The sequence below is a fragment of the Pontimonas salivibrio genome (assembly GCF_002950575.1).
GTDB classification, from domain to species: Bacteria; Actinomycetota; Actinomycetes; order Actinomycetales; family Microbacteriaceae; genus Pontimonas; species Pontimonas salivibrio.
The window spans coordinates 625795-640215 of record NZ_CP026923.1 but is presented as its reverse complement, the minus strand read 5'-3'; the positions used below and the strand labels follow the sequence as shown (position 1 = coordinate 640215).

The following is a 14421-nucleotide window of genomic DNA, read 5'->3' as shown; positions in this document are numbered from 1 at the left end:
CGCCCGACCCAGAACAGAGCTGGGCAGGGCGCTCACTACGCGACGCCGCTGGCTTCGCGTGAGCGCCTCGCCAGAGCATCCACTGCTACGGCGATGAGGACCACCGCTCCTGTCACCATGAAGCGGATAGACGAATCCAGATTGAGAAGCGTCAGCCCACTCGAGATTGACTGAATCACGATTACCCCGAGCAATGCCGAGAAGGCACTTCCTCGTCCACCGAAGAGACTCGTGCCGCCGATCACTGCGGCAGCAATCGCTGTGAGGTTGGTGTCTCCACCACCTGAGCTTTGGGCAGCAGCGGCGAGACGCCCCGCAGCCATTAGTCCACCGATTGCTGCCAATGTGGAGGTGATCATGAACGCGGAAGTATAAATCGCGTTGACATTGATTCCGGCTCGGCGAGCAGCTTCTGGGTTACCACCTACCGCGAAAATAGCCCGCCCAAATTGGGTACGGGTCAGGACAAAATGAGCCACGAGAACAGTAGCCACAAAAAGGGAAAACATCATGCTGATCCCGCGGGACTGGTTTAAAAACCACGCGATGAATTCAAGCACCACGATGAGTCCTACCGCCTGCAGGACAATACCAATCTGCCCTTGAGTCGAAAGGCCGGCTTTTTTGCGCCGTGCGGACTTAGCCGTTCTCACAAGGTAAAAAACAATTCCGACAGTCGCCATCAACACATACGACACAGTGGCGGGGATGAAGGCTTGTTGACCAAACCACACCAGCGGTGATTCGAACGGCAAATTGATTGTTCCCTGTCCGCGCAGTACGTAAAGCTGCAACCCTAAAAAGCCCAACAGTCCGGCAACGGAAATGACGAAGGAGGGCACACCGAGTCGGTTGAATATCTGCCCATAGATGAAGCCGATCGCAGTACCAGTGAGGACGGCGGCGATGATTGCCGGAAGAATTGGCCACCCGTTTTGAACGAAGCCAACAGCAAAAATGGCCGCCGAGAGCCCACTGACTGAACCGATGGACAGGTCAATCTGGGCCAGCAGGAGCACAAAGACAATTCCCAAAGCCATAAAGCCAATAGCCGTCGACTCCATGAGCAGGTTCGCCAGGTTGTTCGACGAGAGGAAGAACGGGTTCAGGCTTTGGAAAATGATCGAAATCACGATGATGCCGATAATGACGGGCAACAAACCCAGGTCACCTCGTCGGATCCGGTCAAATGAACCCCGCAATGCACCCTGCAAACCGACGTCTTGACGCAGGCGGGAATCCCGGCGATCTGCTGGGGTGTTGTCTTCTGGTGTCACAGTGCTGGTCATGGAAAGGTTTACCGTTCTGAATCGACTGGTTGGGAAATTCTGAGATTTCGTGTCGTGACGGCGTTGTCCGCCGAACCCGTAATGGCCGCCACAATGTCATCTTTCGTTGCGGCAGAGGGAACGAACTCGCCGTTGTTTGAGCCCAATCGCAACACGACCACGCGGTCAGCAACCGCGAGAACGTCGTCCATGTTGTGGGACACCACAATGACGGCAAGTCCGCGTTCTCGCAGCCGTTCAATGAGGTTCAGAACCTCGGCCGTTTGTTCGACACCGAGTGCAGCGGTGGGCTCGTCCAGCATGATCAGCTTGGGCTCCCCCAGCAACGATCGTGCGATCGCAACGGTTTGACGTTGACCTCCCGACAGGGAAGCCACGGGGATCCGTACCGACGGGATTTTGGCGCTCAATTCACGCAGCAATTCCCATGCTCGGAGCTCCATGGTGATTTCGTCGAGACGCACCGGACTAATTTCCCGCCCAAGGAAAAGGTTGCTGACCACATCTAGGTTGTCGCAGAGCGCGAGGTCCTGAAAAACCGTGGCAATCCCGGCTTCGAGAGAATCGTGGGGGTTGTGAATTTCTACTTCTTTACCGGCGAAGGTGATGGTGCCCTCGTCCTGAGCGTGAACACCCGCGAGGATTTTCACAAGCGTCGACTTCCCCGCGCCGTTGTCGCCGACCAGCGCCACGACCTCGCCCGGATACACGTCAAGGTTGACGTCGGAGAGGGCGGAGACTGCACCGAAATGTTTGGAGATCATCCGCATGGACAAAACAGGTTCGGACTGTGTGTTCGGTGCATCCATGAGTCAAAGTTCCTATCGCCGTTGATAACACTAAGAGTGGGGGTATGTGGGGCCCGGGTCAATAACCCGGGCCCCACACGCTAATCGGAAATCTATCCCATTAGCTAATACCCAATGCTGCACAGGCATCTGCATACTCATCGGTGCAGACCTGGTCAGCGGTGTAGATACCACTGTCGAAGATTGCCTCTTTGACATTCTCCTGAGTCACCACAGTGGGGACGTAGAGCTTGGAGGGAGTGTCAAACAGTGTGGTGTCTGGGGTCGGAGTTTCTCCGCTCAGAATTCCCACAGCAACTTCAGCCGCGGCCGAGGCCACAATGCTGATCGGCTTCGAAATGGTGTTGTACTGGTCTCCAGCAATCACGCGCTGAATGGCCGCAACTTCGGCATCGTTACCCGTCACGGGGGGAAGCGGGCTCACGCCAGCTGCCTTGAGGGCGGCAACAGAGCCACCACCGGTTCCATCATTGGCGGCGATCACACCGAGGATCTGGTCACCAAACTGCGTGATCTGACCCGCTACCCAGTCCTGGGCCTTTGCGGGGTCCCATTCGGGGGTGCGGAACTCTGCGAGAACGCTGAAGTCGCTTGCATCAACAGCGGCCTTTTGACCGTCGAAGATCAGTCCGGCTGCGTCATCAGTGGGCGACCCACCGACGACGAGGATTCCACCATCGTCTGGTGATGCACCATCCGCTTCGAGCTTCTCGATCAGCGAGATTCCGATGTTCTCACCAATCCAGTAGTTATCGAAGGAGACGTAGAAGTCGGCTGGCTTGGTGGTGATGGGGCGGTCGTAGGTGACCACGGCAACACCCTGGGACTGAGCGCTTTCTACGATGGACGCCGCAGCGGCGGTGTCTACCGACGAAATAACGATTACTTCTGCGCCCTGGGTGATTGCGGAGTCTGCTTGAGCCTGCTGCGCTGCAGGATCGGCGTCAGCATTCTGATACAGCACCTCACAGTTGGGGCACAGTTCAGCAACTGCTGCCGTAAACAGAGGTGCATCCTGCTCCTCATATCGTGTTGACGCCAGGTCTGGCATCAAGAACGCGATAGTGCCGGAAAGTTCTTCCGAACCACCAGCTTCTTCAGTTTCTGTTTCAGCCGAAGTGCCCTCATCGGCACTTCCGGAGTCTGCAGCCGGCTCGGAGGCACAAGCACCCAGCGTTCCCGCGAGCGTAATGACCCCGGCCAAGGCAACGAGCCTCTTGGACAGTGTTGACATTGAGTTTCCTTTCCGAATTCCCGGTGCGGGAATGGTGGCAATATGCCCGGACTGACATATCGTGAGTGAGAATACCACACAGCGCGGTAATTTTAGCAAGTAGTATGAGAGTTTAATAACGGAAATGTTATAAATTGAGGCTCCGAATACGACACAATGTTGTAGTCGTCATACTCGGGGAGGGACGTCCACGATGTCTACAGAAACCCAATCATCATCCAATCGTGAACGCGACGAACGGCGTCGGGTAATTTTGGATTACGTGCTGGAACACGGTCAGGCAAGCGCCGCCACTCTGACGGAGGTCACCGGCCGGAGCCTGATGACGGTTCACCGTGATCTCGATGAACTTGCCTCCCGGGGCTTGGTGAGAAAATTCCACGGGGGCGTATCTGCGCTTCCCACGAGCATGTTCGAGTCGAGTTCCGATTTTCGAAAGCAGCGTAACGCTCAAGTCAAAAAGGCACTGGCGATGACAGCCGTCGAGTTGATTGAGCCGGGGATGTCTATCTTGCTCGATGACTCAACAACAGTCCTCGAACTGGCCAAACTTCTGCCCAGCAAAGCACCGCTCACAGTGTTAACAAACTATCGAGACGCCATTGATGTCCTTGTTGAAGAGCCTGAAATTCGAGTGATTGCCATAGGCGGGACATACTCGAAGACCCACAACTCGTTTGTCGGCTCACCCCACCTCACCGGTCTCGACTCCTATGCGGTCGACATTGTGTTTCAATCCACCTCCACGATGGATGGGCACATGACCTACCACCAAGAAGAGGACTTGGTGCTGATGAAGCGCGCAATGCTCGACGCCGGCACGCGAAAGGTCCTGATGATGGACTCAAGCAAGGTGGGAAGAACCTCTCTGCATCAGTTTGTCCCGCTGGCAGCTTTCACCGACGTCATTTTGAGCGATGACGTCCCCCGATCAATGTTCACGGAGCTCCCGGAAAACGTCTTGTTGCACTTCGCCTGAGCGCATTGACCTGATAGACCAGGGCAACTTGCATGGTATTTTTACCATTTGAAGTGTTATAGTTGAGCTCGTGAGTTCCTGAGTGGCGTCTACGCCTCGCACTCCACCACCACGTGAACAGATAGTAGGAAAAAATGGTCCGGATCGCCGCAGTGGGTGACAACTTCGTTCTACCCCAACTGTTCGAGGACGCTCTCGCCCGACATGCGCTGTCTGACCTTTCCTTCCAGCACACCACTCTTCCCTGGCCGCAAGTGCCGTTTGGTTCGGTGGGTGCTGTGCACGAAGCCAGCGGAGGCGAAGACGACACCATCGCTGCTGTGCAGGGTGCAGAAATTGCTATGACGCAGTTGGCGCCCTTCACCCGCGCCGTATTCGATTCAAGCCCGGATTTGCGTCTAGTGTCCGTGTGTCGTGGAGGGCCCGTAAACGTTGATCTTGCCGCTGCCACCGACGCGGGAGTGGTGGTGTCCTTCGCGCCAGGGAGAAATGCCCAGGCTGCTGCAGAATTCAGTGTCGGCATGATGCTGGCCGCGATGAGGAAAATCGGGGACGGCAACACAGCCCTCCACCGAGGAACCTGGCGAGGAGAGTTTTACAGCTATTCACACGCCGGTATGGAGCTGGCAGGCAACACTGTGGGAGTAATCGGCTTTGGAGCTATCGGGCGCCTGGTGACCGACATGGTTCTCGCGTTCGGTGCGAAGGTACTCGTTTTTGATCCCTATCTTGACGGCTCCACGGTGCCGCCAGAAGGAGTTACCCTCGTCGACCTGGAAACTCTGTTGTCGTCGTCACGGGTAGTGACCGTGCACGCGCGACTCAGTGAAGAATCAGCCCACATGCTAAACGCCTCCACTCTCTCGTTGTTGCCGGGCGGATCTGTCCTCGTCAACACAGCCCGAGGTGGCCTACTCGACTACTCTGCGTTGCCGGCGCTTCTGGATAGTGGCCAATTAGGCGCGGTGGCCCTCGATGTCTTTGACGAAGAACCCCCGCCCCTCTCGTGGCCCCTACTCGGCCGTGACAACGTATTGCTCACACCGCATTTAGCGGGCGCCACCCAACAAACCGCCGAGCGCGCAGCCTCCATTCTTGCCACCGACGTGGCTAGGTTTATTGCAGGTCAATCACCCGAGCACGTTGCCAACCCCGAAGTACTCGCTCAGCTCAGTTTGACCTCCTAGACAAGGAGACGCAGGTGGCCACTCTCTGCATTGACGCGGGCACCACCCTCATTAAAGCTGTCCTCTTCTCGGATGACGGTGAAGAGTTAGCTATTGCCACTCGAGCGACCACGGTGCATTCGCCACACCCCGATTGGTCCGAACAGCACATGCTCGAGGTGTGGGACAGCGTCGAACAGGCATGCCTGGAGGTGATTTCCACACAACGTGGCGAAATCACGGGAATTGCGGTCACCGCACAAGGGGACGGTGCGTGGTTGATTGATGCCAAAGGCGCCCCCATTCGACCGGCCATCCTCTGGAACGACGGTAGAGCGGCCGACGTGATGCAGCCACTCAGCGCGGATGGGCGCCTTGAGTCAGCATGGGCACTCAACGGTTCCTTGTCGTCACTTGGCTTGCCCAACGCCATCATGAGGTGGCTAGTTCATCACGAACCACAGTCCCTCGCATCGGCGCGGGCAGTGCTCACCTGCGGAAGCTGGATTCTCTACAAGTTAACGGGCGTAATCGGTCAGCATCCTTCCGAAGCCAGTGCTCCATGGCTCGATATCAACTCAGGCGAGATTTCCGACGCACTGTGCGAATTGTATGAACTAACTGACTGGAAGCACCTCATCCCGCCCGTCTTAGACAACACTGCTCTACCCATCGATTCTCGCCTGGCCGACCAGTGGAAGCTTGCCGAAGCGACACCGGTCGTGATGGCTCCTTACGACATCGTTGCCACAGCAGCTGGCGCAGGCGCCGCACATCAGGGCGACGCGTTCGCCATCTTGGGCACCACGATTTGTCCAGGGATCATCACCCACACGCCCCAACTAGATGGCGTTCACACCGGCCTCAACCTGCTCGGGGTGGGCGATAGCCAAGTGCTCCGCGCCTTTCCCACGATCACGGGCGCAAATACTCTGACGTGGCTCTCGAACATCGTGCAGGTTGACACTGTTCCCGAACTGACTGCCCTTGCCGAGGAATCACCGGTCGGCGCAAGGGGGCTGCTGTGGTTGCCCTATCTTTCCCCCGCGGGCGAGCGCGCTCCGTTTTTTGACCCGCAGGCATCTGGGCTGCTCTTTGGACTACACGACACCCACACACGAGCCGACATTGCACGGTCGCTCATTGAGTCCCTCAGTTACGTCGTCCGCGAATCCTTGGAGGCAACCCACGTCACACCATCCCGGCTGGGTCTCGCGGGTGGCGCAGCCGCGAGCGACCTGTGGGCTCAAACCCTTGCCGATGTCACCGGTGTGACGACGGTCAGAAGTCGCGATGCCCAGGTGGGTGCGAAGGGGGCGCAAATTTACTTCTCTGTGGCCGTAGGCACCGATATCAGCGTTTCTCAGGCCACTAAGCGCCTGGTGTCTGGAGGCGCCAGCTTTAGCCCTGCGCCGGCCCACCGTGAGATCCACAACACACGTTTCGAGCTTTTCACCACTCTGCGAAAGGCAGTTTCGCCGCTGTGGAGTCATGAGCGGGGGGCTCATGGTGTCTGATGCCACGGCGTGGATTGGAATCGACCTCGGTACGCAAAGTGTCAAGGTTTCCGCAATCGATTCCGATGGAGCACCTCTCGCCCACGCCACAAAGCCCTTGAGCAGTATGCGAAATGGCGCCCACCACGAACAATCGGCAGAGGACTGGTGGTCTGCGACCGCCGCGTGCCTGCGTGAAGTCGTCAGCGCCTTACCCGCTGGCCACCCGGTCGGAGGAATCGCCACCTGTGCCACCTCCGGCACTCTGGTTGTCGCTCACCGACACGATGGGACCGTGACTACTCCGGCGATTATGTACGACGACCGGAGGGCAGCGGATTTCACCGAAGAGGTGAACGTCGTCGGCCGTGAAGTATGGTCCAGGCTGGGTTACCTCATGCAGGACTCTTGGGCCCTACCAGCGATGGTCTGGCGGCAACACACCAACCCTTTGAGTAGCTCGGAAATCTTCCTCACCCAAGCAGATGTCATCTCGTGGCGACTTGCGGGGAAGCCGGTAGCCAGTGATACCAGCCACACGTTGAAATCAGGATTCGATCTCGATCATGGGCGTTGGCCCGAGGAAGTTTTTTCGGCATTAGGAATTCCGGCCTCCAGCGTGAACACAGTCGTCGAACCGGGGACAGTCATCGGAGTGGTGGGAGCTATGGCTGCCGAGGGCACCGGGTTGGCTGTCGGCACCCCGATTGTCGCGGGAATGACGGATGGGTCTGCCGCACAAATTGCCGCGGGAGCGGTCGCTCCGGGTAGTTGGAATTCAGTGCTCGGCACCACGTTGGTCCTCAAAGGCTCCAGCGCCACACGTCAAGAAGACCCCACCGGCGCAATTTATTGCCACCTGGCTCCTTTCGGCTCTGGTTGGTGGCCAGGCGGAGCATCAAACATTGGGGCCCGAGCAATCACGGAGGAACTTTCTGGAGCGACCCCACACGATCTTCAGATAATCCCTGAAAAGCTGAAGGACACTGCCGTGAGCTACCCGCTCATCGGCACGGGCGAGAGATTTCCCTTTGTAAGCGCCGAGGCCACGGGGTTCACCCTTGGTAAGGACACCACACCCACCGACCCTCAGGGTCGTTTTATGGAAATTGCTCTCGGGGTGGCACTCATCGAACGGCTGGCGTTTGACGCCGTTGAGCACGCGGGTTACCCGGTCAATGGTGCCCTGAGCTTTACTGGTGGCGGTTCAACAAACCCCACGTGGCGGCAGTTGCGCGCCACTGCACTATCGCGTGAAGTGCGCATACCCCGAAACAGTGAAGGATCGGTCGGCATGGCCATTCTGGCCAGGGCAGGAGTCGAGGCTCGCAGCAGCGAAGACTTCGGCCACATCGTCGAGGAGATGGTGAACCTCGAAGACACCGTGACACCTGATCTCACCCTGCAGGACGTTCTACAACCCAAATATCTCCTCCTCATTGACGAGTTGGACCGTCGGGGATGGATCGGGACCGCATTAGCTCAGTTTGCGAGGGAGAATACGCGTTGACCATCATCCACATCATTCGCCACGGTGAAACCGTGTGGCACGCCGAAAACCGCTACGCCGGACACACCGACGTCCCCCTCACCGCGAGGGGGGTCCAACAGAGCATTGAACTTGTCGGCTGGGCAAAAACCGCTGGCATTGATCGGATTTTGTCTTCAGATCTCAGCAGAGCTCGCCTCACGGCAGAACCCCTGGCTCAGGCCGCTCAGCTGCCGCTCACTACTGAGCCCGGACTGAGAGAAGTGGATTTTGGATCGGGAGAAGGTCTCACCGCAGCCGAAATGAGCGAGCAATTCCCACGAGAACGTCAAGCGTTTGAGGCCCACCCTGCTTCTTCACGTTTCCCGGGTGGTGAGTCGGGAGAAGAGGCGCTTGAGCGCGCACTGCCACATGTGTTCGATGCGGTGAGGGACCAGAGCGTCAACACAATTGTCTTCGTCATTCATTCAACCCTGGGCCGGATCATATTGTGTGAATTCCTGGGAATCGCTCTGGACAACTACCGAAGGATCTTCCCCAAATTCATCAACGGAGCCCTCACAACGGTCGAACTGCCCGCTCCAAAAACCCTCAACGACCTCAGGGGTCGGGCGTCGCTTCTTGCACTTAATGCCCCACCGCACCTGTAGTGCCTGCCTGCTAGTACTTTCCTGCTCGCTCGAGGGCCTGCATCACATCGGCCAGCAGGTCGTCGATGTCTTCAATCCCGACGGAGAGGCGCACAATCGTATCCGGCACTTCCAACTCAGTGCCCTTCACGGACATGTGGGTCATTTTTGCCGGATAGTTCACCAACGATTCCACCCCACCAAGGCTCTCCGCGAGGGTGAACACTTCGGTGGATTCAACAAACGCTTGCGCTTGAGCGCCGGTGGGAAAACGCATCGAGAGCATTCCGCCAAAACCCGACATCTGTGTTCGTGCAATGTCATGCCCGGCGTGAGAAGGCAGGCCCGGGTAGAACACCTGCTCCACTCGAGGATCAGCGTCGAGGGCTTCAGCGAGGATTTGGGCGTTGTGGCAGTGGCGATCCATCCGAACCGGAAGGGTCTTAATACCCCTGGTGGTGAGCCACGCTTCCATTGGAGCACTAATCGCTCCGGCGGCGAATTGATGGAAGCCCACCTTTTCGGCGAGCTCATCGTTGTTCGTGATGACGGCACCACCGACAACGTCCGAGTGGCCGCCGAGATATTTGGTGGTCGAGTGGACCACCACGTGTGCACCGTGTTCGAGGGGGCGCTGCAAATAAGGGGTCGCAAAAGTGTTATCCACCACCAGCAGGGCGTCACCCACCAACTCTGACACGGCGGCAATATCGGACACTTTCATGAAGGGATTACTCGGTGTTTCTAACCAGACCACCGTGGGCTGATTCGCCGCAATCGCCGCCGCGACACCCTCAAGGTCGGTCATTTCCGTGGTCACCACGGTGACCCCCCAGGGGCCAAAGATTTTGCTCGCGAGCCGGTGGGTTCCGCCATACACATCGTTACCCATCAACACGGTGTCACCGGGTGCTAATACCGAGCGCATCAGCGCATCTTCGGCGGCAAGCCCTGAGGCGAACGAAAACGCGTGGGTGGCGCCCTCTAGGGAGGCCAGTTGGGTTTGTAGGGCATCCCTGGTGGGGTTTGCCGCCCTGGCATATTCGTAACCACCGCGAAGGTTGCCAACACCGTCTTGGGTGAAAGTCGATGCCATCACCACCGGTGGGACCACGGCACCCGTCAACGGGTCAGGTTCTTGGCCGGCGTGAATGGCTCGGGTCGCAAATCCGGCACCGTCACCACTGTGTGTGTTTTTCGTCATCAGACCTGCCCCACTATTTCCTCAGATGCCGCAACCGCGACAACCTGTCCTTGATCCATCACCACAACGCCATCCACACCGTCAAGGGCGTGGGGGTCAAACTCTTCTGCAGCGCCGACAGTGACTAAGCGATCTGCCGTTCGCACTTCTGCAGGGTCGTCCAGGTGGAACCACCCCCTCATTTCACCGGGCTGAAGCGGAGGGGATGCGTGAGTCACCACACCCACACTCCGACCGGAGTCTTGAAGGAGTTTTGCGCGGCTCGAGGCCTCGTCGTCTTTATGGCTGGTGAGCACGGCAGGTGTCAACCCAGAAATCCGGCTCCCCCAGGTGGTTGCCACTCCTTCGGGCGCAAGGAACCCGTTGTGGGTCATCCAACCGTCGTCGAAAATCTTTTGTAAGTAGCCGCGGCCGCTGTCTGGAAGTAGCACCACAATGAGGTCACCCGCGGATGCTTTCTTTGCCACTTCGAGTCCGGCCACCATCGCCATACCGCAGGAGCCCCCGACCAGCAGGCCTTCTTCACGCGCCAAACGCCTCGTCATCGAAAACGCTTCGGCGTCACTGACAGTGATGATCTCATCCGGAATGGAGGGGTCGTAGGCTTCGGGCCAGAAATCTTCCCCCACGCCTTCCACGAAGTAGGGCCTTGCGGGGCCTTTTTCGGCGTAGACACTGCCATAGGGGTCTGCTCCGATGACCCGGACACTTCCACCTGAGACCTCTTTTAAATACTTTCCGGTGCCACTAATGGTTCCCCCCGTGCCCACACCGGCAACAAAGTGGGTCACGGTCCCGTCAGTGTCTTCCCAAATCTCGGGGCCCGTCGTGCGGTAGTGCGCCTCTGGCCCAGCAGGGTTTGCATACTGGTTGGGTTTGAACCCACCAGGAATTTCCCTGGCCAACCGATCACTGACCGAGTAATACGATTCGGGGTCATCGGGTTCCACGTTGGTGGGGGTCACGACAACTCTCGCTCCGTAGGCTTCCAACACTTTGCGCTTATCGGCGCTGACTTTGTCGGGGCAGACAAACACGCAGTGGTAGCCGCGCTGTTGGGCGACCAGAGCCAAACCCACTCCGGTGTTTCCACTGGTGGGCTCCACAATGGTTCCCCCGGGTTTCAACAGACCCGCCTTTTCGGCCGCATCAATCATGCCCACCGCAAGGCGGTCTTTGGAGGACCCGCCGGGGTTGAAGTATTCGACTTTGGCGACGACGGTGGCGTCGGTGAGACCTTTCACCAAGGGCCCCAGTTGAATGAGAGGTGTGTGGCCAATAACGTCCAAAACGGACCCTGCGATTTTCACTAAACCTCCCCAATTATGGGCGGGTAGTTCCTCAAGACCTGAACTCCCGCTAACACTCGATGGTACCGCTCTGGGCTTGGTGGGTGGCCCAATCGCTAGCCCCAGAGCTCTGGTTCGGGCAGGCCCACTGTGCCGCCTTCGCGGTAAACCAAACCACCGGGAACATCCTCAGCGAGTAGTACTGGCCCATCGATGTCGACAAATTCGCACGACTGCCCCACCACGTAGCTCGGCGCCATCGACAGTGATGTGCCGGTCATGTTGCCGACCATCACCGATTTGCCGTCTTCGGTGGCGCGTGTGGCGATGGCCAGTGCTTCAGTGAGCCCCCCACACTTATCCAGTTTGATGTTGATGACGTCATAGAACGGGGCAACGCTGTCGTACTCGGCGAGATCCAAACAGCTCTCGTCCGCACCTAAGGGGATCGCGGAGGAAAATCCTTCCAGCTGGGTGTCGGTGCCTCTCGCTAACGGCTGCTCCACCATGGCAATGTGAAGCTCTTCTAATGCGGGAAGGTAGTCGGTCAGTTCCTGGAGGCTCCAGCCCTGATTCACATCAATCACCAGTGAGGCCTCAGGCCGGGCGTGCCGAATCGCACGAAGTTTCTCCAAAGGACTATCGCCGTCAAGTTTGATTTTCAGTTTCTCGAAGGAGTGGTAGTCGCGTGCCTGCTGGGCCATGGCCTCCGGGGTACCAATTCCGATCGTGGCGACAGTGTTCAACTCGTGGGGTACCAGACCCAGCAGCTGCCAAATGGTCGTGCCGGAGCTCTTGCATTCAAGGTCCCAGTAGGCACAGTCCAACGCGTTTCTGGCGCCCCCTGCAGGAAGCAGGTGTTGGATATCTGTCCGTGTTGCCCCGGCTTCCACCTCTGTGCGCACCGACTCCAACTGGGACACCATCGATTCCGTGGTTTCCCCGGTGTAATACACACCGATTGCTTCGCCCCGCCCGGTGTGCCCTTCTGATTCGAGGTGGACCCACACGGGATTAATTTCAGTAAAAGTGTGTCCGGTGATGACAAAGGGTGCCCGCAAGGCAAAACGGTGGGTGTCAATGGTCATTCGCACTGGAGTGACCCCTACTGGCCAAATTCTGTGGCGAGTCGTGTCACGATGGGTTCAACCCCGGTGGCGATGGGGTCAATCGCAGGAAGCCCGTATTCCTTCTCCAGGGCGCCCAAATAGTCGGCTCTCGCGGTGGGGTCAAGGTGTCGGGTGTTGGCACTGATTCCCACGCAGCGAATATCGGGGTTGAACTGCTGACCGATGTCAATGGTGCGCGCAATGACGTCTCGAATATCGGGTGTGCTGAAGCTATCCCAGCCGCGAATTGTGTCACGCCCCGCCTCGGTGCACACCACAAACGCGTCTGGTTGTGACCCAATGAGTAACCCCATGCTGACTGGGCCATAGCCGGGGTGAAAAAGGGCACCTTGGCCTTCAATGACGTCCCAGTGGTCGGGGGCGTTATCCGGGGAGACTTTTTCCGCAGCCCCCACGAGGAAGTCCGCCACCACGGCGTCCAGGGGCACTCCCCCACCGGCAATGAGGATCCCCGTTTGACCGGTGGCGCGAAAGTCGGCCGACATTCCCGCAGCACTCATGCCTTTCGCCAGGGCGAGTGCGGTGTATTTCTTCCCCAGCGCACAGTCTGTTCCCACCGTGAGAAGCCTGCGACCGGTTCGCTTCTGCCCTGTGCCGACAGGGATATCTGCTGGTGGCACCCGCACGTCAACAAGATTCGACCCACCACGCTCGGCTGCTGCGACCAGTTCAGGAAAAGAACTGAGCTTGGTGTGGAAACCTGCGACCACATCCATTCCCGCCTCGAGTGCTTCCACAAGGATGGGGAGCCATTCGGCCGGAATGGCTCCGCCGATCATTGCCACCCCCAACACGAGGGACTGGGCACCGGCGGCTTGGGCTTCGTGAATGCTCTGGTCGGGAAGCCCCGTATCGGCGGCATTGTCGCTCAGGCGCATTTGTCCGACACAAAGATCGGGCCGCCAGTAGGCCAAGCCGATGCCTGTTTTGGCGTAGGCAGAGTCTGCTTCGTCGCCGAGGAATACGAGGTAGGGGGTGCGAAGGGTCAGCATTCCATTAGTGTGCCACGCCGAACCCGACCTGCTGGTCGACTCGTTCCACACGGAGGGCTTGCATGGCAGTTATCCACACATGTCCACCTCGACGCCGTGATACCACTTTGCTACCATATGGTCATGGCTATGACACTTCGACTAGATACCGACCATGACGAAATGGCTCAGCGGCTCGCTAAAGCATTTGGCTGCTCAAAACATGAAGCAATCATTCGAGCCATTGAAATGACTGACACTCGCGTTTCGCTGAAAGAAACGGCGCTGCGAAAGGCCCAGCACATTCTCGAAACACGGGATAAAGAGCTCATGGACCGTCTCGCCGACTCATGACGCGATTTCTTGACCTTGAGGACGCACTTCGCCAAGTCAAGTACCTCGGCTTCCACGTCCGAGACCTTGGCCTTCTGCAGGGATGCCTCGCCCGCCCAGAGACAACGCTCTTCGGTGACGATGCCTACCCCACTCTGAGTCATAAAGCTGCTGCCCTACTGCATTCGGTCGCCACAAGCCACCCGCTGATTGACGGCAATAAGCGCACAGCCTGGGCGCTTCTGGTGACTTTTTTAGTCCTGAATGACTATGAAGTGATCACTGTTGCCGATGAGGGTGTGGAATTTGTCCTCGCTGTGGCAACAGACAGCCTCGAATTGGACGAGATTGCCCACTGGTTGAGCAGCCGTCTCAAGGTCTCACCGCTGCGCTAAAGACAAGT

General features: G+C 58.1%; 14 protein-coding genes. 7 read left to right on the top strand and 7 right to left on the bottom strand.

Annotated features, from left to right (window positions below; genetic code table 11):
• Nucleotides 1–35 precede the first annotated feature (35 nt).
• The 3 genes from C3B54_RS03365 to C3B54_RS03355 all read right to left on the bottom strand — a co-directional run bounded on the left by C3B54_RS03365 (nt 36) and on the right by C3B54_RS03355 (nt 3332).
• Nucleotides 36–1289: a sugar ABC transporter permease gene (locus tag C3B54_RS03365; protein WP_104913243.1), complete on the bottom strand. Its 1254-nt coding sequence runs from the start codon at nt 1287–1289 to the stop codon at nt 36–38.
• Between the two features lie 8 nt (nt 1290–1297).
• Nucleotides 1298–2098 carry an ATP-binding cassette domain-containing protein gene (locus C3B54_RS03360; RefSeq protein ID WP_104913242.1) on the bottom strand — a complete coding sequence of 267 codons (801 nt, stop codon included), beginning with the start codon at nt 2096–2098 and terminating at the stop codon, nt 1298–1300.
• A 100-nt stretch (nt 2099–2198) separates the two neighbouring features.
• Nucleotides 2199–3332 carry a substrate-binding domain-containing protein gene (locus C3B54_RS03355; RefSeq protein ID WP_104913241.1) on the bottom strand — a complete coding sequence of 378 codons (1134 nt, stop codon included), beginning with the start codon at nt 3330–3332 and terminating at the stop codon, nt 2199–2201.
• A gap of 193 nt (nt 3333–3525) precedes the next feature.
• On the opposite strand from C3B54_RS03355, the gene C3B54_RS03350 reads away from it, so the two are divergent.
• The 5 genes from C3B54_RS03350 (at nt 3526) to C3B54_RS03330 (ending at nt 9112) form a co-directional block, all read left to right on the top strand.
• Nucleotides 3526–4311 carry a DeoR/GlpR family DNA-binding transcription regulator gene (locus C3B54_RS03350; protein ID WP_104913240.1) on the top strand — a complete coding sequence of 262 codons (786 nt, stop codon included), beginning with the start codon at nt 3526–3528 and terminating at the stop codon, nt 4309–4311.
• Nucleotides 4312–4445: 134 nt separating this feature from the next.
• Complete coding sequence (locus tag C3B54_RS03345) at nt 4446–5498, top strand: 2-hydroxyacid dehydrogenase (RefSeq protein WP_104913239.1); 1053 nt, start codon at nt 4446–4448, stop codon at nt 5496–5498.
• Between the two features lie 14 nt (nt 5499–5512).
• Entirely contained in the window at nt 5513–6994 is a 1482-nt protein-coding gene (locus C3B54_RS03340; protein ID WP_104913238.1) for an FGGY family carbohydrate kinase, read from the top strand.
• On the top strand, nt 6969–8483 hold the full coding sequence (locus C3B54_RS03335) for an FGGY-family carbohydrate kinase (RefSeq protein ID WP_104913237.1): 1515 nt from the start codon (nt 6969–6971) through the stop codon (nt 8481–8483). The genes C3B54_RS03340 and C3B54_RS03335 overlap by 26 nt, the downstream gene beginning before the upstream one ends.
• Nucleotides 8480–9112 (top strand): histidine phosphatase family protein, encoded by a 633-nt coding sequence (locus C3B54_RS03330; protein ID WP_104913236.1) that lies wholly within the window; start codon nt 8480–8482, stop codon nt 9110–9112. Before C3B54_RS03335 ends, C3B54_RS03330 begins: the two co-directional genes overlap by 4 nt.
• Before the next feature lie 10 nt (nt 9113–9122).
• Here the strand turns inward: C3B54_RS03330 and C3B54_RS03325 are convergent, their stop codons facing one another.
• The 4 genes from C3B54_RS03325 to C3B54_RS03310 all read right to left on the bottom strand — a co-directional run bounded on the left by C3B54_RS03325 (nt 9123) and on the right by C3B54_RS03310 (nt 13706).
• Nucleotides 9123–10295 carry a cystathionine gamma-synthase gene (locus tag C3B54_RS03325; protein ID WP_104913235.1) on the bottom strand — a complete coding sequence of 391 codons (1173 nt, stop codon included), beginning with the start codon at nt 10293–10295 and terminating at the stop codon, nt 9123–9125.
• On the bottom strand, nt 10295–11605 hold the full coding sequence (locus C3B54_RS03320; protein ID WP_104913234.1) for a pyridoxal-phosphate dependent enzyme: 1311 nt from the start codon (nt 11603–11605) through the stop codon (nt 10295–10297). The genes C3B54_RS03325 and C3B54_RS03320 overlap by 1 nt, the downstream gene beginning before the upstream one ends.
• Nucleotides 11606–11700: 95 nt before the next feature.
• Complete coding sequence (locus C3B54_RS03315; RefSeq protein ID WP_211286323.1) at nt 11701–12672, bottom strand: dipeptide epimerase; 972 nt, start codon at nt 12670–12672, stop codon at nt 11701–11703.
• A gap of 17 nt (nt 12673–12689) precedes the next feature.
• The gene (locus C3B54_RS03310; protein ID WP_104913232.1) at nt 12690–13706 is read right to left on the bottom strand and encodes an N-acetyltransferase DgcN family protein; all 1017 of its coding nucleotides are present in this window, start codon (nt 13704–13706) and stop codon (nt 12690–12692) included.
• A 123-nt stretch (nt 13707–13829) separates the two neighbouring features.
• On the opposite strand from C3B54_RS03310, the gene C3B54_RS03305 reads away from it, so the two are divergent.
• Both C3B54_RS03305 and C3B54_RS03300 read left to right on the top strand, forming a co-directional pair.
• Nucleotides 13830–14039 (top strand): CopG family transcriptional regulator, encoded by a 210-nt coding sequence (locus tag C3B54_RS03305; RefSeq protein ID WP_104913231.1) that lies wholly within the window; start codon nt 13830–13832, stop codon nt 14037–14039.
• Nucleotides 14036–14413 carry a type II toxin-antitoxin system death-on-curing family toxin gene (locus tag C3B54_RS03300; RefSeq protein ID WP_104913230.1) on the top strand — a complete coding sequence of 126 codons (378 nt, stop codon included), beginning with the start codon at nt 14036–14038 and terminating at the stop codon, nt 14411–14413. The genes C3B54_RS03305 and C3B54_RS03300 overlap by 4 nt, the downstream gene beginning before the upstream one ends.
• Nucleotides 14414–14421 lie beyond the last annotated feature (8 nt).